The organism is Hydrogenophaga sp. T2, from assembly GCF_049843535.1.
GTDB lineage: Bacteria > Pseudomonadota > Gammaproteobacteria > Burkholderiales > Burkholderiaceae_C > Hydrogenophaga > Hydrogenophaga crocea.
In genome coordinates this window covers 623,384-643,473 of sequence record NZ_JBBHZJ010000003.1, presented here as the reverse complement: position 1 = coordinate 643,473, position 20,090 = coordinate 623,384, and the positions used below count along the sequence as shown (strand labels likewise).

Annotated in this window: 21 protein-coding genes; 9 read left to right on the top strand and 12 right to left on the bottom strand. The window is 70.7% G+C overall.

All coding sequences use genetic code 11. The annotated features are described in order from the left end of the window. Positions 1-60: 60 nt before the first annotated feature. A complete protein-coding gene (locus WDZ95_RS10060; RefSeq protein ID WP_425778028.1) occupies positions 61-942 on the bottom strand; it encodes an alpha/beta hydrolase in 882 nt (293 codons plus the stop codon). 121 nt (positions 943-1,063) lie between these two features. On the opposite strand from WDZ95_RS10060, the gene WDZ95_RS10055 reads away from it, so the two are divergent. Then, on the top strand, positions 1,064-1,831 hold the full coding sequence (locus tag WDZ95_RS10055; RefSeq protein WP_425778026.1) for a DUF481 domain-containing protein: 768 nt from the start codon (positions 1,064-1,066) through the stop codon (positions 1,829-1,831). Between the two features lie 6 nt (positions 1,832-1,837). On the opposite strand, the gene pyk is transcribed toward WDZ95_RS10055, so the two are convergent. Then, positions 1,838-3,265: a pyruvate kinase gene (pyk, locus tag WDZ95_RS10050; protein ID WP_166228157.1), complete on the bottom strand. Its 1,428-nt coding sequence runs from the start codon at positions 3,263-3,265 to the stop codon at positions 1,838-1,840. Between the two features lie 204 nt (positions 3,266-3,469). Between pyk and WDZ95_RS10045 the strand changes: the two genes are divergently transcribed. Then, on the top strand, positions 3,470-3,676 hold the full coding sequence (locus tag WDZ95_RS10045; RefSeq protein WP_425778024.1) for a hypothetical protein: 207 nt from the start codon (positions 3,470-3,472) through the stop codon (positions 3,674-3,676). Here the strand turns inward: WDZ95_RS10045 and WDZ95_RS10040 are convergent, their stop codons facing one another. From WDZ95_RS10040 to WDZ95_RS10020, 5 genes are all read right to left on the bottom strand, one after another. Further along, on the bottom strand, positions 3,677-5,026 hold the full coding sequence (locus tag WDZ95_RS10040; RefSeq protein WP_425778022.1) for a CHASE3 domain-containing protein: 1,350 nt from the start codon (positions 5,024-5,026) through the stop codon (positions 3,677-3,679). A 47-nt stretch (positions 5,027-5,073) separates the two neighbouring features. After that, on the bottom strand, positions 5,074-5,478 hold the full coding sequence (locus tag WDZ95_RS10035; protein WP_425778020.1) for a response regulator transcription factor: 405 nt from the start codon (positions 5,476-5,478) through the stop codon (positions 5,074-5,076). A gap of 160 nt (positions 5,479-5,638) precedes the next feature. Next, a complete protein-coding gene (locus WDZ95_RS10030) occupies positions 5,639-5,950 on the bottom strand; it encodes a BON domain-containing protein (protein WP_166228151.1) in 312 nt (103 codons plus the stop codon). A gap of 12 nt (positions 5,951-5,962) precedes the next feature. After that, positions 5,963-6,403 carry a BON domain-containing protein gene (locus WDZ95_RS10025; protein ID WP_166228149.1) on the bottom strand — a complete coding sequence of 147 codons (441 nt, stop codon included), beginning with the start codon at positions 6,401-6,403 and terminating at the stop codon, positions 5,963-5,965. A gap of 84 nt (positions 6,404-6,487) precedes the next feature. Further along, positions 6,488-6,727: a CsbD family protein gene (locus WDZ95_RS10020; protein ID WP_166228147.1), complete on the bottom strand. Its 240-nt coding sequence runs from the start codon at positions 6,725-6,727 to the stop codon at positions 6,488-6,490. A gap of 263 nt (positions 6,728-6,990) precedes the next feature. Here WDZ95_RS10020 and WDZ95_RS10015 point away from each other — a divergent pair, with 263 nt between their 5' ends. Next, positions 6,991-7,623: a response regulator gene (locus tag WDZ95_RS10015; RefSeq protein ID WP_166228145.1), complete on the top strand. Its 633-nt coding sequence runs from the start codon at positions 6,991-6,993 to the stop codon at positions 7,621-7,623. Between the two features lie 14 nt (positions 7,624-7,637). Here the strand turns inward: WDZ95_RS10015 and WDZ95_RS10010 are convergent, their stop codons facing one another. Next, on the bottom strand, positions 7,638-9,083 hold the full coding sequence (locus tag WDZ95_RS10010) for a phospholipase D-like domain-containing protein (protein ID WP_425778017.1): 1,446 nt from the start codon (positions 9,081-9,083) through the stop codon (positions 7,638-7,640). Between the two features lie 225 nt (positions 9,084-9,308). Between WDZ95_RS10010 and WDZ95_RS10005 the strand changes: the two genes are divergently transcribed. Beyond that, complete coding sequence (locus tag WDZ95_RS10005; protein ID WP_166228141.1) at positions 9,309-9,470, top strand: DUF1328 domain-containing protein; 162 nt, start codon at positions 9,309-9,311, stop codon at positions 9,468-9,470. A 26-nt stretch (positions 9,471-9,496) separates the two neighbouring features. Here the strand turns inward: WDZ95_RS10005 and WDZ95_RS10000 are convergent, their stop codons facing one another. The 3 genes from WDZ95_RS10000 to queA are packed head-to-tail and all read right to left on the bottom strand — an operon-like array spanning position 9,497 to position 12,953. Next, positions 9,497-10,681, bottom strand: a complete 1,185-nt coding sequence (locus WDZ95_RS10000) for an MFS transporter (RefSeq protein WP_425778015.1) — start codon at positions 10,679-10,681, stop codon at positions 9,497-9,499. Positions 10,682-10,735: 54 nt separating this feature from the next. Beyond that, the gene (gene tgt, locus WDZ95_RS09995) at positions 10,736-11,908 is read right to left on the bottom strand and encodes a tRNA guanosine(34) transglycosylase Tgt (RefSeq protein ID WP_425778012.1); all 1,173 of its coding nucleotides are present in this window, start codon (positions 11,906-11,908) and stop codon (positions 10,736-10,738) included. Then, a complete protein-coding gene (gene queA, locus WDZ95_RS09990; protein WP_425778011.1) occupies positions 11,895-12,953 on the bottom strand; it encodes a tRNA preQ1(34) S-adenosylmethionine ribosyltransferase-isomerase QueA in 1,059 nt (352 codons plus the stop codon). The genes tgt and queA overlap by 14 nt, the downstream gene beginning before the upstream one ends. Before the next feature lie 66 nt (positions 12,954-13,019). Here queA and recG point away from each other — a divergent pair, with 66 nt between their 5' ends. The 3 genes from recG to ubiA are packed head-to-tail and all read left to right on the top strand — an operon-like array spanning position 13,020 to position 17,010. Beyond that, positions 13,020-15,116 carry an ATP-dependent DNA helicase RecG gene (recG, locus tag WDZ95_RS09985; protein WP_287469691.1) on the top strand — a complete coding sequence of 699 codons (2,097 nt, stop codon included), beginning with the start codon at positions 13,020-13,022 and terminating at the stop codon, positions 15,114-15,116. 59 nt (positions 15,117-15,175) lie between these two features. Continuing rightward, positions 15,176-16,135: a hydrogen peroxide-inducible genes activator gene (locus tag WDZ95_RS09980; RefSeq protein WP_166228129.1), complete on the top strand. Its 960-nt coding sequence runs from the start codon at positions 15,176-15,178 to the stop codon at positions 16,133-16,135. Further along, positions 16,132-17,010: a 4-hydroxybenzoate octaprenyltransferase gene (gene ubiA, locus WDZ95_RS09975; RefSeq protein WP_425778008.1), complete on the top strand. Its 879-nt coding sequence runs from the start codon at positions 16,132-16,134 to the stop codon at positions 17,008-17,010. Before WDZ95_RS09980 ends, ubiA begins: the two co-directional genes overlap by 4 nt. Here ubiA and proC read toward each other — a convergent pair whose 3' ends face one another. Further along, positions 17,011-17,829, bottom strand: a complete 819-nt coding sequence (proC, locus tag WDZ95_RS09970; protein WP_425778006.1) for a pyrroline-5-carboxylate reductase — start codon at positions 17,827-17,829, stop codon at positions 17,011-17,013. Between the two features lie 141 nt (positions 17,830-17,970). On the opposite strand from proC, the gene WDZ95_RS09965 reads away from it, so the two are divergent. Continuing rightward, positions 17,971-19,521, top strand: a complete 1,551-nt coding sequence (locus tag WDZ95_RS09965) for an FAD-dependent oxidoreductase (protein ID WP_425778004.1) — start codon at positions 17,971-17,973, stop codon at positions 19,519-19,521. 196 nt (positions 19,522-19,717) lie between these two features. Continuing rightward, positions 19,718-20,086 (top strand): 50S ribosomal protein L14, encoded by a 369-nt coding sequence (gene rplN / locus WDZ95_RS09960; protein ID WP_009514936.1) that lies wholly within the window; start codon positions 19,718-19,720, stop codon positions 20,084-20,086. Positions 20,087-20,090: the final 4 nt, after the last annotated feature.

The following is a 20,090-nucleotide window of genomic DNA, read 5'->3' as shown; positions in this document are numbered from 1 at the left end:
TTCGGGTGATCGGGTGGGCGGATCGACAGCCCGCGGGGGCTGTCAGGACAACCGGCGATTCTAGCTTTGGGCCTGTGGCGGGACGCCCATGAAGCCGGCGAGGCGTTCGAGTGTCGGGGCCAGGGGCCGCAGCGGCGGGGCCAGCGTGGCGACCAGCGTGGCGTGGTTCACGCGCGGCAGCAGCGCGTGTTGCACCGGCACACCGCGCGCCTGCAGCGCGGCGGCCAGCGCCTCCGTGTTGCGCCGCGGATCCACCAGCGGGTCTTTCTGCGGTGCCAGCAGCAGCGCGGGCGGGGCCGCGCCGCGCAGCCGCTGTGCGTGGAACAGCGGCTGCGAGTCGGGCGGGGTGTCGGGCCATTCGAAGGCCACGCGGGTTTCGGCCTGCACGATGGGCAGGAAATCGTAGGGGCCGGCCAGGCCGGCCCAGCCCGCGAGCTGCCCGGGCTGCAGGCCCACCTCGCCCAGCCAGCGCGGGTCGAGTGCGAGCATGGCCGCGTTGTAGGCGCCCGCGCTGTGGCCGGTCACGTAGAGCCGCTCAGGGTCGGCGCCGAATTCGCGCGCGTGCTCGCGGGCCCAGTGCAGCGCGAGCGCGCTGTCGCGCACGAAGCCGGGGTAGCGCACCGCGGGGCTGAGCCGGTAGTCGGGCACCACGGTGACGATGCCGCGCGAGGCCAGGGCCTCGCCCGCGAAGCGGTAGTCGGCGCGTTCGCCGGTGGTCCAGCTGCCGCCGTAGAAGAACACCGCGATGGGCGCCTGCGGCGAGGGTCGCGCGGGCAGGTACACGTCCAGGCGCTGGCGCGGATCGGGGCCATAGGCCTGGTCGGGCACGCGCGTGTGGGTGTCGGAGGGCACCAGCGCGTCGATGACGCGCAGCGGCGAGCAAGCCTGCAGCAGCGGCAGCAGGCCCAGGGCGGTGAGTCCGCGGCGGATGAGGTCGGGCATGGGGTGATTACGCCACCGATGCCGCAACGGATGCGGCCGGTGCGACAAATCGTCACAAACCGCGGGGAACCGCGGGGCGGCCGGGCCGACCCTTTCGGTTTTGTCTGTCGAAGGAGTTGCCATGTTTTCCCGCCGCCCCCGCCGCGTGCCCCTGGCCGCCGTGCTGCTGCTCGCCCCCGTGCTCGCACAGGCGCAGGTCACGCTCAAGCCCGATGGCCAGTGGCGCTACCTGTTCACCGCGGGCGCCAACGTCTCGTCGGGCAACAACAACGCGGGCTCGCTCAACCTCTCGGCCGAAGGGGCGCGGCAGACCGGCAACGACAAATGGACCTGGGACGCCAAGGCCGACCGCGCGCGCGCCGGCGGCAACGACACCATCGAGCGCTACGGCCTGCGCACCCAGTACAACCGTGACTTCGGCATCGACTGGTTCGGTTTCGGCGCCGGCGAGTTGCTGAGCGACCGGCTCGCCAACATCCAGGGCCGCAGCGCGGTGTCCACCGGCGTGGGCCGGCACGTGTGGCGCGACGGGCGCGGCTTCTTCGACGTTTCGGGCGGTGTCGGTTACGCCTACGACCGCTTCGTCAACCCGACGGTGGTGGCCGGCGAGGTGCGCGATCGCTACGGCCGCCTCGAGCTCGTGCTGGCCGAGGAGTCGAGCCACCGCCTCACCGACACCACGAGCTTTCGCCAGAAGTTCGCGCTCTACCCCGACCTGCGCGACCGCGGCAAGTACCGCGCGGTGTTCGACACCGGCCTGACCGTGGCCATGACCCAGACCGTCAACCTCTCGGCCGGCCTGAGCTACCGCTACGACAGCGACCCGGGCACCAACCTCAAGAAGGGCGACGCGATGTTCGTGACCGGGGTGTCGATGCGCTTCGACTGAACGCGCTCAGGCCGCGCGGCAGATCTTGAGCGTGTTGGTGCCGCCGGGCTGGCCCATGGGCTCGCCCACGGTGATGGCGTAGACGTCGCCGCTCTGCACGATGCCGCGCTTCTTGAGGTGGGCCTCGGCGTCGGCCAGCGCGTTGTCGCGGTCGACGTTGGTCTCCATCAGCAACGGGCGCACGTTGCGGTAGAGCGTCATGCGGCGCTGCGTGTTGAGGTTGGGCGTCATGGCATAGATGGGCGTGCGCACGATGTGCCGGCTCATCCACAGCGCGGTGGAGCCCGAGTCGGTCAGCGCCACGATGGCCTTGGCCCCCAGGTGGTGCGCGGTGAACAGCGCGCCCATGGCGATGCTGTGGTCGATGCGCGTGAAGGTCTTGCCCTGGAAGTCGGCGCCGAGTTCGTGCAGGTCGGCCTTCTCGGCCTCGAGGCAGATCGCGGCCATTTCCTTCACCGTCTCGAGCGGGAAGCGGCCCGCCGCGGTCTCGGCGCTGAGCATCACGGCGTCGGTGCCGTCGAGCACGGCGTTGGCCACGTCGCTCACCTCGGCGCGCGTGGGCACCGGGTTCACGATCATGCTTTCCATCATCTGCGTGGCGGTGATGACCACCTTGTCCATCTCGCGCGCGAGCCGGATCATGTGCTTTTGCAGCGCCGGCACGGCCGCGTTGCCCACCTCGACCGCGAGATCGCCGCGCGCGACCATGATGCCGTCGGAGGCCTTGAGGATGTTGGCGAGCTCGGGGATGGCCTCGGCGCGCTCGATCTTGGCGATCAGGCCGGGCTTGTGGCCGCCGCCGGCCACCGCGCAGAGCTGGCGCGCGAGCTCCATGTCGGTGGCGTTCTTGGGAAAGCTCACCGCCACGTAGTCGGCCTTGAGGCCCATGGCGGTCTTGATGTCGTCCATGTCCTTGGCGGTGAGCGCGGGCGCCGTGAGACCGCCGCCCTGCTTGTTGATGCCCTTGTTGTTGGACAGCTCGCCGCCGAGCTTCACCGTGGTGTGCACCGCCGCGCCCTGCACCGCGTCCACCGTGAGCACGATCAGGCCGTCGTTGAGCAGCAGGGTGTCGCCGGGCTTCACGTCGCGCGGCAGTTCCTTGTAGTCCAGGCCCACACCGGCCTGGTCGCCGGGCTCGGTGCGCGCGGCGTCGAGCACGAACTTCTCGCCCGGCACCAGCTGGATCTTGCCCTGCGCGAACTTGCCGACGCGGATCTTGGGACCCTGCAGGTCGGCCATGATGCCGACCTCGCGGCCCGCGCGCTGGGCCGCTTCGCGCACCAGCGCCGCGCGGTCGATGTGGTCCTGCGCCGTGCCGTGCGAGAAGTTCAGCCGCACCACGTTGACGCCGGCGCGGATCATGGCTTCGAGCAGGGCGGGGTCGCTGGACGCAGGGCCGAGCGTGGCGACGATCTTGGTGGCGCGGGTGGGCATGGGGGCGGTCTCCAGAAGCGGCCGGGCTGGCCGCGGATGTAATTTGATTTCAATTATCCACAAAGCAATCGGGCCGGGGTTACAAGCGGGGAACGGCCGCGCACATGGGCGCTTGTAGGACAGCGCCGACACGCCGAGCCGCCGCCGTCCGGTCGCGCCACCGAAGGCCTTTGCCTACAGTGGCTCCATCACCGGGAGCCCTCCATGCAACTGCCCATCTCTGCCGTGCTGGCCTATGCCGTCACCCTCGTGACCGCGGTGGGTGCGGCCCTCGTCCACCCCTGGTTCGACGACGCCGCGCACCGCTCCGAGCAGCAGTTCGTGAAGGCGGTGTCGGAGTTGAGCGAGGTGGCGATGAGCGCGGTGAGCTGGCCCAGCCACGACCTCGACGAGGGCGGCACGGCGCGCTGATCAGGCCTGGGCCAGGCCGGCGTCTTCGCGGTGATCGGCCGGTTTGGCCGGCAGGTCGGCCTCGACGCGTGTGCCCTCGCCGGGCGCGCTGATGAGGTCGAAATGGCCCGCGTGCGATTCGACGCGCACGCGCATGCCGAGCAGGCCGTGGTGACCCGGCGGCACCACGCTGGTGTCGAAGCCGCGGCCGTTGTCCTGCACCGTCACGCGCACCAGGTCGCCGTCCTGCAGCAGGCGCACGCGCACCTGTGTGGCCTGCGCGTACTTGCTCACGTTGGTGAGCGATTCCTGCACCAGCCGGTAAACCGTGAGCTCGCTGTCCTTGCACAGCGACACCGGCGACAGATCGGCCTGCACCGGAATGCCCAGCACGCCCGCGGCGTCGCTGCACAGCATTTCGAGCGCGGGGATCAGGCCAAGCTGGTCGAGCGACGAGGGCCGCAGGTTCTCGACGATGCGGCGCTTGACCGCGATGCCCTCGTTGAGCCGCTGCTCGATGCCCGCGAGGCGTTCAAGCGCCAGCGGCGGCACGTCGGGCACGCGGCGCAGGCGCGCGAGCTCGAGTTTCATCGCGGTGAGCAGGCCGCCCATTTCGTCGTGCAGCTCGCGCGCCACGCGGCCGCGCTCGTCCTCGCGCGCGGTGACGTGGTGGCCCGCGAGGTTGCGCAGGGCCGTGGTGCGCAGCGCCACCTGGCGCTCGAGCGAGTCGCGCTCTTCCTGCAGTTGGGTGGCGTGCGCCGCCTGGCTGGCCTGCAGGGCCGCGTTGTTGCGCAGGAAGAAGACATAACCGAGCAGGCTGAGCAGGGCCAGCAGGTGCACCGAGACACGGCCCACGCCCAGCGTGCGGTAGATGGCCACGCGCTCGGCCGCGATGCGGCGCTCTTCGGTCATGAGCAGCACGTCGGCCGCGCGGCGCACGGCTTCCATCTTCTCGCGCCCGATGTCGGTGAGCATCAGGCCCTGCCAGGCCTGGGTGGAGCCGGCCTTGTAGAGCGAGAGCGTTTCGGCCGTTTCCGAGACTTTTTCCTGGGCGCGCTGCTGCAGGGTGTCGACCAGGCGCGAGAGCTCGGGGTCGTGGCGGTAGTGTTCGCGCAGCCGGCGGATCGCCACGTCGAGTTCGGCGCCCGCGCTTTCATAGGGCGCGAGGTATTGCTGGCGGCCGGTGAGCAGGTAGCCGCGCTGGGCCGACTCGAGGTCGAGCAGGCTGCGGATGACGTTCTGCGCCGCGGTGCGCGCAATGCCGCGCCCGCCCAGGTTGACCAGCGAGTCGATCGCGCGCTGGTAGGTCCACTCGGTGCCTGCGAACACGCCGAGCGCCAGCACCACGGCCAGGGCCGCGGACCAGGGCATGCGCAAGGACCGGAGAAGGCCGGTGGGCGTCAGGCGCGAGGCGGGGCTCAATGCAGTTCGCCCGGTGAGGTGGCCGTGCCGTCGGCGATGCGCTCGCAGTAGCTGATCAACTCTTCCAGCTCGCAGGACTTGTCGAACACGCGGTCGGCGCCGAGCTGGGAGCAGCGCCGGCGCATGTCGGGCGTGGCGCGGTTGGTGAGCACGACGCGGCGGCCCCGCAGGCCGGCCTCTTGCGCCGCTTTCAGCACCCCCAGGCCCGAGCCCGAGAGCAGGTAGATGTCCACGATCATGAGGTCGAAGGGTTCGCGCTGCTGCATCCATTGCACCGCGTTCGCCTCGTCGCGGGCGTGCCCGATCACCTCGACACCGGCCAGTTCCTTCAGCGTGGAAACCAGGTTGTCGAAGATCAGCAGGTTGTCTTCAACGATGAAGGTGCGCAGGGGAGAGGACACGACGGTGCAGGGCAAGCAGTGGACACAGGGCGCGCCGAGGGCCGGCCAGGCGGGCCGGTGCGCGCGAACGCCGCCATGATGCCGTGTTCGCGCGCGCCGGCAATGCCGCCGCACCGATTCGCGTGTCGGACAAGTCCTACACGCGAAACGGCGCGGGGGCTCAGCGCACGACGATGTCGTTGCGCACCGACTTCACGCCCGAGACGCTGGAGGCCAGCTGGGCCGCGGCGCTTTTCTCGGCGTTGGTCTTGGCGAAGCCCGAGAGCTGCACCGTGCCGTTGAGCGTTTCGACGTTGATTGCCATCGCGCTCACGGTCTTGTCCTCGGCGAACTTGGCCTTCACACGGGTGGTGATGGTCGCGTCGTCGATGTAGGCGCCAACGGACTGCTGGTCGCGCGCGACGGCGCAGCCGGTGGTCTGGATCACGAGCACCGCCGCGCTGGCGGCGAGAAGGGCGTGGGTCAGTTTCATGGTGGTTCCTGGTTAGCCCTGGCCTTCGATGGTCAGGCGGTTGTCGACCTGGACCACGCCTTCGACGGCAGAGGCCAGGGTCGTGGCGCGGGCGCGCGCTTCGGCGTTGGGGGCCTTGCCCTCCAGCGACACGCGGCCGTTGGTGGTGTCGACGTCGATGCTCAGCGCCTTGAGCTGGTCGTCGGCGGCGAGCGCGGCGTTCACCTTGGCGGTGATCGCGGCGTCGGCAGCGCCGCGGGCGATGGTGTCCATGGCCTCGCTGCCGGCGGCCTTGAGTTCCTGGCCGGCCTGGCGGGCGTCCTGGCCCATCTGGTTGGCCGACTGCTGGACCTGCTCGCTCGCGTTGTCCACGCGTTGGCCGATGGTGGCGTCTTCGCGTTCACCGCAGGCCACGACCAGGGCGGACGCGGCGAGGGCGGCGGTGAGGGCGCTGAGGCGGAGGGTGCTGTTCATGGTGGTGTCCTTTCATGCGCCGGCCCCGGGGGGCCGGCAGAGGGATGCGGGGAGGGTGGGCGGGGGCGCCGGTCAGGGCGCCGGTCAGTGGCGCTTGTTGCGGGCCGGCGCGTCGAACCAGTCGTCGCTCGCGCTGCGCTCCCACTCGGCCACCTGGCTTTCGGCCACGTCCTTGGCCACGCCGTAGCGCTCCTGGATCTTGCCGGCGAGTTGTTCGCGCTTGCCCTTGATGACGTCGAAGTCGTCGTCGGTGAGCTTGCCCCACTTCTCAATCACCTTGCCCTTGACTTGCTTCCAGTTGCCTTCGATGCGGTCCCAGTTCATGTGGTGCTCCTTGGTTGGTTGAACGCCTACCGGGTGGTGGACGTCGGCCGGTGCGCTGCGCTTGCGGCAGGGCGTCTGGCCGTGGAATCAACTGTAGAAATCCGCGTTCGGCCGCGGTGTCGGCGGCGTCGCCGAGGTGCTGTAGGACAAGGCCGATGGCCCCGGCCGCCGCCGCGAAGCGCGTGTAGGAAGCGTCCGACGCCTGCGCGCGCAAGGCCCTGCCACAATGCGCGCTGCCCCCCATCAGCCCCCAGAAGGACACCATGATCAAGGTAGGCATCGTCGACGACCACGCCATCGTGCGAACGGGTTTGCGCCAGTTCCTCAGCGAGCACGTGGACCTGCGCGTGACGGGTGAAGCGAACAACGGCCGCGAAGCGCTCGAACTCGCGCGCGGCGGCGAGGTCGATGTGCTGCTGATGGACCTGTCCATGCCCGAGCACGGCGGGGTCGATGCGCTGCAGGCCATCAAGGCGCGCTTCCCCGATCTGGCCGTGCTCATCCTCAGCGGCTTTCCCGAGGCGCAGTACGCCACGCAGCTCATGCGCCATGGCGCCAGCGGCTACCTCAACAAGGAATGCTCGCCCGACGAGATCGTGAACGCCATCCGCGTGGTCGCGCGCGGGCGCCGCTACATCAGCCCCGCGGTGGCCGAGCTGCTGGCCGACAACGCGCTCGGCGAGGGCGACCAGGCGCCGCACGCGGCGCTGTCCGAGCGCGAGCTGCAGGTGTTCCTGCGGCTGGCCAAGGGCGAGAGCGTGGGCGGCATCGCCGAGGCCATGTTCCTGAGCGTGAAGACCGTGAGCACCTACCGCACGCGGGTGCTCGAAAAGCTCAAGCTCGGCAGCAACAGCGAACTCACCTACTACGCGCTCAAGAACGGCCTCATCCAGTGAGTCGGTGAGCGGGCTCAGAGCCAGCGCTCCATCAGCCGCCCCACGCCTTCCATGACGCGCTGACCGAGGCCGCGGCGCTGCCAGTCCTCGAGCGCGACGGGGCGCGACTCGCGGCGGTCCTTGTCGAACAGCGCGTTCATCTGGCTGCCGAATTCGTCGCCGAGCACGATCACGTTGAGCTCGTTGTTGGCCACGAAGCTCAGCCAGTCGAGGTTGCTCGACCCCACGGTGGAGAACACGCCGTCGATCACCGCGGTCTTGGCGTGCATCACGGCCTGGTCCATCTCGTAAATGCGCACGCCCGCCTGCAGCAACCGCGTGTAGTAGGAGCGCCCCGCGTGCAGCGCCAGGCGCGAATCGCTGCGCCCGGGCAGCACCAGCGCCACCGACACGCCGCGCTGCGCCGCGTCGCACAAGGCCTGTACGAAGGCCTCGCCCGGCGCGAAGTAGGCCATGGCGATGTGCACCTCCTGCTGCGCGGCGTCGATCGCCGCGAGCAGCGCGGTGTAGATGCGGTTGCCTTCGTCGCGCGGGTCGCTCGCGAGCACCTTGACCACGCGGTCGCCGGGCTCGGCCGCCGCAGGCCGGCCCTGGGCCGCGGGCAGTTCGCCCTTGCAGCCCTGTTCGCGCCAGGTGTCTTCGAACACCTGCGCGATCGCGGGCACCACCGGGCCGCGCAGCTCGATCTGCGTGTCGCGCCAGCCGTCGTCGGCGGCGTCCTTGGTGCGTGCGGGCGCGCTGCGCCGCAACGCGGCCGAGCCCGAGCCGTAGACGCGGCTGATGTTGATGCCGCCCGTGAAGGCCGCGTCCTGGTCGACCACCAGCAGCTTTCGGTGGTCGCGGTGCGTGATGCTCCAGTGGCCGGGCCGGCGCACCGGGTTGATGGGGTTGAACTCGCACACGCCCACGCCACCGTCGGTGAGGCGCTTGAAGAACTCGGTGGGCGTGGTGATCGAGCCCACGGCGTCGTAGATCACGCGCACCTGCACGCCCTGGGCGGCGCGCTGGAGCAGCAGCTCGGCCACGTCGGCCGCCACGCCCTGGTCTTCGAAGATGTAGCTCTGCAGCAGCACGCGGTGGCGCGCCTGGGCGATCGCGGCCTTCATGGCCGCAAAGGTGGCGGGGCCGTCCACCAGCAACCGGGTGCGGTTGCCTCGGTAGAGGTCGGCGTCGCCGCTGCGCGTGAGCGTGCGCAGGTGGTGTTCGAACAGCGCGTGCCGGCCCTCGGCGGCCACGTTGAGCAAGGTCGCGCGGCGCTGCTCGCGCGAGAGCTCGCCTTGCGCGCCCTGAACGTTCACGCGGCCGGGTGTGGCACCCGCGGCCTCGGGCGTGCGCGCCGGCAGCGCGCCGCAGCCGCCGAGCGCGAACAGCAGGGCGCAGCCGACCCAGGCCCAGACCCAGGCACGCCAACGGGCCAGACCGGGACCGGGGTTCGGATGGGCGAGAGGCAGTGGCGTCATGGCGATGCGTCCATGGATGGGCGGAGGGTTGGCGCAGTGTGGCCTTTGCCCTGGGCCCGCGCAGTAGGCCGCCGGGGGCGGCGCGTGTCGGCAGCGTCCTACGCGGGGCAGCGCGGCTTGCCGACACCGCACGCCCGGGCCCGTGCCTACAGTGAACCCATCGCGGCGGTGGTCGTCGCGAACCCCCGAAAGACCGGCCCATGCCGGTCAACCAAGGAGTCCGACATGCTGCACTACGCCGTGGTCTTTTTCGTCATCGCCCTCATCGCGGCCCTGCTGGGCTTCGGGGGCATCGCCGCCGGTGCCGCGGGCATCGCCAAGATCCTCTTCGTGGTCTTCCTGGTGTTCGCGCTGATCACCTTCGTGGCGGGGCTGTTGCGCCGCTGATGCACCCCAGCCCCTGGCGCTGCGCTTCAACGTGACGCGTCTGCGGCCGCCAGCAGCGGCCGCAGCGCCCACAGCCCCAGCGCCGGGCCGATCGCGAGCCAGGGCAGCAGTGCGCCCAGCGGCACCGATTCGGCCAGCCACACGAACAGCAGGATGCTCACGATGCTGATGCCGAAGCCGATGCTGTTGGTGAGCGTGAGCACGCTGCCCACGGCCTGCAGTGGCGCGTTGCGCGCGGTGAGTGCGCTGAATTGCGGCGAGTCGCCCGACACGGTGATGCCCCAGAGCACCAGCCAGGCGTAGAAGGCCGGATCGGGCGCGCCTAGCAGCAGCGGCGCGGCCAGACAGCAGGCGCCGCTGGTGGCGAGTTGGGCCCCGGCCACGCGCGCGCTGCCCAGGCGCTGCGCCAGCCAGCCCCCGCCCGCGCAGCCGATGGCGCCCGCGCCCAGCACACCAAACGCGGCCCACGACAGCGCCACCCCTTCGAGCCGCGTGGCCAGGATCAGGGGCACCATGACCCACACGGTGTAGAGCTCCCACATGTGGCCGAAGTAGCCGAGCACCGAACTGCGCACGCGCGCATCGGTCCACAGCGTGCCCAGCGCCTGCCACTGCAGGCGGCTCACGCGCGCCACCGCGCCCGGCGGATCGCCGAGCCCGAAGAACAGCAGCACACCGCCAAACGCCGCGAGCAGGGCCACGCCCAGCATCAGCGTGGGCCAGGGCAGGGCGTGGCCGATCGCGCGCAGCGCGTGCGCGCTGGCCGAGCCCAGCACCAGCGCCGCGATCAGCACCCCCAGCGCCGCGCCCAGGCCGCGGCTGTACCACTGCGCGGCGATCTTCATGCCCACGGGGTAGATGCCCGCGAGGAAGAAGCCCGTCGCCACACGCCAGGCCAGCAGTGCCGCGAAGTCGCGCACCGACCACCACGCGCCCACGGTGCAGGCCGCGCCCGCCAGCGCGCACACCAGGAACACCGTGCGTGGCGGGAACCGGTCGGCGATGGCCAGCAGCGCGAACACCAGCGTGCCCGCGATGAAGCCGAACTGCAGCCCCGAGGTGAGCGTGCCCACCGCCCCCGTGGCCCAGCCGAGCTCGCGCTGCAGGTCGGGCATGACGGCGTTGACCGCGAACCACAGCGAAGTGCCCGCGAACTGGGCCAGGACCAGCACCGGGAGGACGTGGCGGGGGACGGCGGGCGCGTGGCTCATCGCGCCCAGCTTAATCGCGCGCGATGGGCTTGCGCGGCGGCACAAACCCGCGGTTCAGACGCCGCGTGCGCGCTCTTCGCGGAAGCGTTCGCGGAAGGCGGCGAAGCGGCCCGCGTCCAGCGCCTCGCGCACCTCGCGCATGAGGTTCAGGTAGTAGTGCAGGTTGTGCACCGTGGCCAGCATGGGGCCGAGCATTTCGCCGCAGCGGTCGAGGTGGTGCAGGTAGGCCCGGCTGAAGCCTTCGCGGCCGCCATCGGCCCAGCTCACGCCGCCGGGGCCGGCGCAGGCGTGGCAGGTGCAGGTCTCGTCGAGCGGGCGGTGGTCGGCCTTGTGCCTGGCGTTGCGGATCTTCAGGTCGCCGTAGCGCGTGAACAGCGTGCCGTTGCGCGCGTTGCGCGTGGGCATCACGCAGTCGAACATGTCCACGCCACAGGCCACGCCTTCCACCAGGTCTTCGGGCGTGCCCACGCCCATGAGGTAGCGCGGCTTGTGCGCGGGCAGGCGGTGCGGCGTGTGCGCCATGATGCGGCGCATCTCATCCTTGGGTTCGCCCACGCTCACGCCGCCGATGGCGTAGCCCGGGAAGTCCATGGCCACGAGCGCGTCGAGCGAGGCCTGGCGCAGGTGCTCGAACATGCCGCCCTGCACGATGCCGAACAGCGCGTTGGGGTTGCCCAGGCGCGCGAACTCGTCTTGCGAACGTCTGGCCCAGCGCAGGCTCATTTCCATGCTCTTGAGCGCTTCGGCCTCGGTGGTGATGTGGCCGTTGGTCTCGTAGGGCGTGCACTCGTCGAGCTGCATCACGATGTCGCTGTTGAGCACGGTCTGGATCTGCATGCTCACCTCGGGCGACATGAAGAGCTTGTCGCCATTGACCGGGCTCGCGAAGTGCACGCCTTCTTCGGTGATCTTGCGCATGGCGCCGAGCGACCACACCTGGAAGCCGCCCGAGTCGGTGAGGATGGGCTTGTGCCATTGCTCGAAGCCGTGCAGGCCGCCGAAGCCCTTCATGATGTCCAGACCCGGGCGCATCCACAGGTGGAAGGTGTTGCCCAGAATGATCTGCGCGCCCATTTCGTGCAGGCTGCGCGGCATCACGCCCTTGACGGTGCCGTAGGTGCCCACGGGCATGAAGATGGGCGTCTGCACCACGCCGTGGTTGAGCGTGAGCGTGGCGCGGCGCGCGTGGCTGGCGGGGTCGGTCTTGAGGATCTCAAACTGCAGCATGGGTCGTCCTTGAGAGCAGCATGGCGTCGCCGTAGCTGAAGAAGCGGTAGCGCTGTTCGATGGCGTGGCGGTACAGCGCCATCACGCGCTCGTACCCGGCCAGCGCGCTCACCAGCATCATCAGCGTGCTCTTGGGCAGGTGGAAGTTGGTGATCAGCGCGTCGATCACCTGGAAGCGGAAGCCCGGCGTGATGAAGATCTGGGTGTCGCCCTCGGTGCGGCCGAAGGCGGCCCAGCTTTCGAGCGTGCGCACGGTGGTGGTGCCCACGGCCACCACGCGGCCGCCGCGCGCGCGGCAGGCCTCGATGGCGGCGATGGTCTCGGCCGGCACCCGGTACCACTCGGCGTGCATGGTGTGCTCGGCGATGTTTTCGGTCTTCACGGGCTGGAAGGTGCCCGCGCCCACGTGCAGCGTGACCTCGGCGGTCTCGATGCCCCGCGCGCGCAGCCCGGCCAGCACGCCATCGTCGAAATGCAGCGCCGCCGTGGGCGCGGCGACGGCGCCAGGGTGCTTGGCGAACACCGTCTGATAGCGACGTTCGTCCTCGGCGGAGTCGGCGTGCTCGATGTAGGGCGGCAGCGGCACGTGGCCGTGTGCGGCCATGAGCCTGTGCGGCTCGTCGCTGAAACGCAGGCGGAACAGCGCGCCGTGATCGTCGGGCCAGCGGCCCAGCAGCTCGGCCTCGAAGCCACCGTCCATGGACAGCACCGCGCCCACGGGCGGCTTCTTGCTCACCTTCATGTGGGCCACCACCTCGTGGCCGGGCAGCACGCGCTCCACCAGCAGTTCGAGCGCGCCGCCGCTGGCCTTGCGGCCGAAGAGGCGGGCCTTGATCACCTGGGTGTTGTTGAAGACCAGCAGGTCGCCGGGGTCGAGCAGGCCGGGCAGCTCGCGGAACACGCGGTCGGCGGGGGTGTCGGTGCGGCCGTCGAGCAGGCGTGAGGCGCTGCGTTCGGGTGCGGGGTGCTGGGCGATGAGTTCGGCGGGCAGGGCGAAGTCGAAATCGCTCAGCGTGAAGGCGCGCGGGCCGGGGGATGGGTTCATGTCGCTTGAGGGCCGGACGGGCCCGTTCCAAGGAAGAGGGGGAATGGCGGAAGGCAGAATTGTCCCATGGCCGAACCCGCCGCCCCCGCCACGTCCTCCGTCCCCAAGCCCTTGTCGGCGCCGCAGAAGGCCTTGCACAAGCTCGGCCTCAAGCGCGACATCGACCTGGCGTTGCACCTGCCGCTGCGCTACGAGGACGAAACCCGCATCGTGAAGCTGCGCGACGTGCGCAACGGCGAGCTGGTGCAGATCGAGGGCACGGTGACGCACAGCGAGGTGCAATACCGGGGCCGCCGCCAGCTGCTGGTCACGCTCGACGACGGCACCGACACCTGCACGCTGCGCTTTTTCAGCTTCTACCCCTCGCACCAGAAGACGCTCGCCGTGGGCGCGGTGGTGCGCGCGCGCGGCGAGATCCGCGGCGGCTTCGCGGGCTACACGCTGCTGCACCCCGCGTTCAAGCTGGCGGGCGGCGAACTGCCCACGGCGCTCACGCCCGTGTACCCCACGAGCGCGCAATTGCCGCAGGCCTACCTGCGCAAGGCCGTGGTGGGCGCGCTCAAACGCGCCGATCTGCATGAGACCCTGCCGCCGCCGCTGCTGGCGGGCCTGCAGCGCACGGCGCGTGTGAGCCCCACCCTGCGCGAGGCGCTTCAGGTGCTGCACCACCCCGGGCCCGAGGCCTCGCTGGCCGCGCTCGAGGACCGCAGCCACCCGGCCTGGCAGCGCCTGAAGGCCGAAGAACTGCTCGCGCAGCAGCTCTCGCAGGCCCTGGCCAAGCGCGAACGCGACGCGCTGAACGCGCCCCAGCTGCCCCTGCGCCGCGGCGGCCTGCACGAGCAGTTGCTTGCCACGCTGCCGTTCGCGCTCACGGCGGCGCAGCGCCGCGTGGGCGAAGAGATCGCGCTCGACCTCGCGCGCCGCGTGCCCATGCACCGGCTGCTGCAGGGCGACGTAGGCTCGGGCAAGACCGTGGTGGCCGCGCTCGCGGCCACCATTGCGATCGACGCCGGCTGGCAGTGCGCGCTCATGGCGCCCACCGAGATCCTGGCCGAGCAGCACTTCCGCAAACTCGTGGGCTGGCTCGAGCCGCTGCTCGAACCCCTGGGCAAGCGCGTGGCCTGGCTCACGGGCGGGCAGAAGAAGAAACAGCGTCAGGCCATGCTCGACCTGATCGCCAGCGGCGAGGCTGCGCTGGTGGTGGGCACGCACGCGGTCATTCAGGACCAGGTGGTGTTCCAGCGCCTGGCGCTCGCGCTGATCGACGAGCAGCACCGCTTCGGCGTGGCGCAACGCCTGGCGCTGCGCGGCAAGACCGGCGGCACGCTGGAGCCGCACCTGCTGATGATGACGGCCACGCCCATCCCGCGCACCCTGGCCATGAGCTACTACGCCGACCTCGATGTGTCGACCATCGACGAACTGCCACCTGGGCGCACGCCCATCGTGACCAAGGTCGTGAGCGACCAGCGACGCGCCGAGGTGGTCGAGCGCATCCGCAGCCAGCTCGACCAGGGCCGGCAGGTGTACTGGGTGTGCCCGCTGATCGAAGAGAGCGAGGCGCTCGACCTGTCGAACGCCACCGCCACGCACGCCGAACTCTCGCAGGCCCTGCCCGGGGTGCTGGTGGGCCTGCTGCATTCGCGCATGCCGCCGCCCGAGAAGAAGGCCGTGATGTCGCTCTTCGTGGGCGGGCAGATGGGCGTGCTGGTGTCGACCACGGTGATCGAAGTGGGGGTGGACGTGCCCAACGCCTCGCTGATGGTGATCGAGCACGCCGAGCGCTTCGGCCTGAGCCAGCTGCACCAGCTGCGCGGCCGCGTGGGGCGCGGGGCCGCGGCATCGGCCTGCGTGCTGCTCTACAGCGCGCCCGAGGGCGGGCGGCTCGGCGAGACCGCGCGCGAGCGCCTGCGCGCCATGGCCGAGACGCACGACGGCTTCGAGATCGCGCGCCGCGACCTGGAGATCCGCGGCCCGGGCGAGTTCCTGGGTGCGCGCCAGTCGGGCGCGCCGCTGCTGCGGTTTGCCGATCTCGCCACCGACACCCACCTGCTGGCCTGGGCGCGCGAGGCCGCGCCGCTGATGCTGGAGCGCCACCCCGCCCTGGCCGAGCAGCACATCGCGCGCTGGCTCGGCAGCAAGGCCGAGTACCTCAAGGCCTGAGCGGGGGCAAGCCCTGGCGGCTGGTGTGGCCGCACCCGAGAACGCACAATACGCGCCCTATGACGCTCACCGAACTCAAGTACATCGTCGCCGTGGCGCGCGAGCGGCACTTCGGCAAGGCCGCCGAGGCCTGCTTCGTGTCGCAGCCCACGCTGTCGGTGGCGATCAAGAAGCTCGAGGAAGAGCTCGAACTCAAGATCTTCGAACGCAACGCGGCCGAAATCGCCGTGACGCCGCTGGGCGAGGAGATCGTGCGCCAGGCCCAGACCGTGCTCGAACAGGCCGCGGCCATCAAGGAAATCGCCAAGCGCGGCAAAGACCCGCTGGCCGGCCCGCTCAAGCTCGGTGTGATCTACACCATCGGCCCCTACCTGCTGCCCGAGCTGGTGCGCCAGGTGATCGACCGCACGCCGCAGATGCCGCTGGTGCTGCAGGAGAACTTCACCACCAAGCTGCTCGAGCAGCTGCGACTGGGTGAGATCGACTGCGCCATCCTCGCCGAGCCGTTTCCCGACACCAACCTCGCGCTCGCGCCGCTCTACGACGAGCCCTTCATGGCCGCGGTGCCGCACACGCACCCGCTGGTGGCCAAGGGCCGCATCACGGCCGAGGAGCTCAAGCGCGAGACCATGCTGCTGCTGGGCACGGGCCATTGCTTCCGCGACCACGTGCTTGAGGTCTGCCCCGAGTTCGCGCGCTACTCCAACGACACCGAAGGCATCCGCAAGAGTTTCGAAGGTTCGTCGCTCGAGACCATCAAGCACATGGTGGCCGCGGGCATGGGCGTGACGCTGGTGCCGCGCTTGTCGGTGCCGCGTTCGGCGCTCGACGCGGCCATGAAACCCGGCGTCGACTTCGGCGATTCGCCTTACGTGCGCTACCTGCCGTTCGACGGCGACGCGCCCACGCGCCGCGTGGTGCTGGCCTGGCGGCGCAGCTTCCCGCGCTACGAGGCGATCGCCGAGCTGCGCAATTCGATCTACGCCTGCGAGCTGCCGGGCGTGAAGAGGCTCTCGTGAACGCCATCGCGCCCGCGCCCCACACGCCGTCGCGCCTGTCGCTCTGGCTCGACCTGATCCGCTGGAACCGCCCCGCGGGCTGGCTGCTGCTGCTGTGGCCCACGCTGTCGGCGCTGTGGGTGGCCGCGGACGGCTTCCCGGGCTGGCACCTGCTCGCGGTGTTCACGTTCGGCACCATCCTCATGCGCAGCGCGGGCTGCTGCGTCAACGACGTGGCCGACCGCGACTTCGACCGCCACGTCAAGCGCACCGCACAGCGCCCCGTCACCTCGGGCCGCGTGTCCACGAAAGAGGCGCTCGCCGTGGGCGCGGTGCTCGCGCTCGCGGCCTTCGGCCTGGTGCTCACCACCAATGCGGCCACCATCGCCTGGTCGTTTGCGGCGCTGGCCATCACGCTGGCCTACCCCTTTGCCAAGCGCGTTGTGTCCATGCCGCAGGCGGTGCTGGGCGTGGCCTTCAGCTTCGGCATTCCCATGGCCTTTGCGGCGGTGCAGGGCGCGGTGCCGCCGCTGGCCTGGGTGCTGTTGCTGGGCAACGCCTTCTGGGTGCTGGCCTACGACACCGAATACGCCATGGTCGACCGCGACGACGACCTGAAGATCGGCATGAAGACCTCGGCGATCACGCTGGGCCGCGCCGACGTGGCCGCGGTGACGGCCTTCTACCTGGTGCACCTCGCGGTGTGGACCTGGGCGCTGTGGGACCGTGTGGACCACGCGCTCTGGGCCGCGGCGCTGCTCGCGGCGCTGGCCCAGGTGGCGTGGCACTTCACGCTGATCCGCCACCGCACGCGCGAAGGCTGTTTCGCGGCGTTCCGTGCCAACCACTGGCTGGGCTTCACGCTGTTCGCCGGCGTGGTGCTGGCATTGGCCTGATCAGCGGCCGAACTCGCGACCCAGTTCCTCGGCGCGCTGCTGCGCGGCTCTCAGGGCCGCCTCGAACGAGGCCTTGATGCCCGCCGCGTCCATGGCGGTGAGCGCCGCGTACGTGGTGCCGCCCTTGGACGTGACGCGCTCGCGCAGCACCTGCGGCGGCTCGTTCGAACGCTGCGCCAGCGTGGACGCGCCCAGGAAGGTGCCGATCGCGAGCTGCAGCGCGGTGTCGGCCGGCAGGCCCATGCGTGCACCCGCGTCGCGCATGGCCTCGAGGAAATAGAACACGTAGGCCGGGCCCGAGCCCGAGAGCGCGGTGACGGCGTCGAGGTCGCGCTCGCTGGCCACCCACACGAGCTCGCCCGTGGTCTTCACCACCGATTCCACCAGCGCACGGTCGGCGGCGGATGCGCCTTCGCGCGCGAACAGGCCGGTCATGCCCAGGCCCACGAGCGCGGGCGTGTTGGGCATGGCGCGCACGATGCGCTGCGTGCCCAGCCAGCCGGCCATGCTCTCGCTGGTGATGCCCGCGGCCACGCTCAGGTGCAGCGCGCCGCCCAGGTGCGGGCCGGCGGCGAGCGCGGCGTCCTTGAAGGTCTGCGGCTTCACGGCCCAGACCACCAGGTCCGACGGCTGCAGACCGCCATCGGCCGCGGCGAACACCGCCACGCCGGGAAACTGCTGCGCGAGGCGGTCGCGTTGCTCGTCCCAGGGTTCGACGATCTGGATGCGTTCGGCCACATGGCCCTGGCGCAGCAGGCCGCCGACGATGGCGCTGGCCATGTTGCCGCCGCCGATGAAGGTGATGAGGGAAGGGGTCATGGGGTGAGGGAAAGCGCGCCCACGAGGTGTCGCGGGCCTGCGGTATCTTCGCAGAATGCCTGCAGACAAAGACGCATCGGTGTGGGCCCTGCACAAGGGCGCGATCGGGTCGGGCGCCGCGTGCGCGCCCGGGTGGACGGCATGAGCGCCTGGCGCGGGCCGGCCTGGGCGGCCGTCGATCGCACCCCTGTGTTCGATCTGCTGGTGGTGGGCGGCGGCGCGACCGGCCTGGGCGTGGCGCTCGACGCGGCGCTGCGGGGCTTCTCGGTGGCGCTGTTCGAGTCGCACGATTTCGCGGGCGGCACCTCGTCGCGCGCCACCAAGCTGCTGCACGGCGGTGTGCGCTACCTGGCCCAGGGCAATGTGGCCCTGGTGCGCGAGGCGCTGGCCGAGCGCACCGCCGTGATGGCGATCGCGCCGCACCTGGCGCAACCCCTGCCGTTCGTGATGCCGAGCCGGCACTGGTGGGAAACCCCGTTCTACGGCATCGGCCTCAAGCTCTACGACCTGCTCGCGGGCCGCGCCGGCCTGGGCGCCACCGAATTCCTCGACCGCGCCCGCACGCTCGCGGCCCTGCCGGGCGTGAACCCCGACGGCCTGCGTGGCGGCGTGCGCTACTGGGACGGCCAGTTCGACGACGCCCGGCTGGCGATCGCGCTGGCGCGCAGCGCCGAGGCGGCCGGGGCGCGTGTGCTCAACCACGCCCAGGTGACCGCGATCGCGCCCGACGGCGAGGGCCATTGCGTGACCGTGCGCGACCGCCTGCACGGTGCCGAGCACACCGTGCGCGCGCGCTGCGTGGTCAATGCCACAGGGGTGTGGGTCGATGCGCTGCGCGAGGCCGCCGGCACGCCCTCGCACATGGTGAGCCCGAGCCAGGGCGTGCACGTGGTGGTCGACCGCGCGTTCCTGGGCGGCGAGCACGCACTGCTGGTGCCCAAGACGCAGGACGGCCGCGTGCTGTTCGCGGTGCCCTGGCTGGGCAAGCTCATCCTCGGCACCACCGACACGCCGCGGCAGGATCTGGCGCGCGAGCCCGAGCCCTTTGCCGACGAACTGGCCTTCATCCTCGACGAGGCCTCGCGCGTGCTCAGCCGGCCGGTCCGCCGCGAGGACATCCGCAGCGTGTGGGTCGGCCTGCGCCCGCTCGTGGCGCCGCCCAGCGACGGCGGCGGCGCGACCAAGGGCCTGTCGCGCGAGCACACCGTGCTCGTCGACCCCAATGGCCTGGTCACGGTCACCGGGGGCAAATGGACCACCTATCGCGCCATGGCCGAAGACGTGCTGGACCGCTGCTTCGAGGCCGGGCGGCTGCCGGCTCGGCCCGGGGGGCAGAGCGCGCGCCACCGCCTGGTGGGCGCGCCGCCCTCCGCATCGGTGCCCATCCATGCGGCGCCGGGCTGGCATTTGTATGGGGCCGAGGCCGAGCGCGTGCGCGCCTTGCCCGGCGCCGACCGCCACCTGGGCATGGGGCTCTGCGTGGCCATGGTGCGCTTTGCTGCGCGACATGAGTACGCGCTTACTGTTGAAGATGTGCTGGCGCGCCGTTGGCGCGCCTTGTTCCTCGACGCCGCAGAAGCGGCCCGCATGGCGCCCGAGGTGGCTCAGGTGATGCGCGAGGAGGGCGTGGCCGAACCGCGGCTCGACGATTTCCTGGCACTCGCGCAACGCTACGCAGCCCCGGGCGTTTGACGTCATTTGGCCGGCATGCCATAATGCGCGGCTTCGCCCTCTGGGGTGAAGTGTCTGGCGCAAGCCTTCTGCCCACCGAAAGGGGGCATCCGCCGCGGCAGCAGCCGCATGCAGTGGATGTCACCGGACGACGGGCCCAAGACTGATCGCTGTCGGCCGCGGTGGCCTTCAGGATTCAAGTTGGGACTTAAATCAAATGATTCAAACGCAATCTCGACTCGATGTTGCTGACAACACGGGTGCCAAGTCCGTGATGTGCATCAAGGTGCTCGGTGGCTCCAAGCGTCGCTACGCCAGCGTGGGCGACGTCATCAAGGTCAGCATCAAGGAAGCAGCGCCGCGCGGCCGCGTCAAAAAGGGCGAGGTCTACAACGCTGTGGTGGTGCGCACCGCCAAGGGCATCCGCCGCCAGGATGGCGCGCTGATCAAATTCGACGGCAACGCCGCGGTGTTGCTCAACGCCAAGCTCGAACCCATTGGCACCCGTATCTTCGGCCCGGTCACGCGCGAACTGCGTACCGAGAAGTTCATGAAGATCGTGTCGCTGGCCCCCGAGGTCCTCTGAGGAA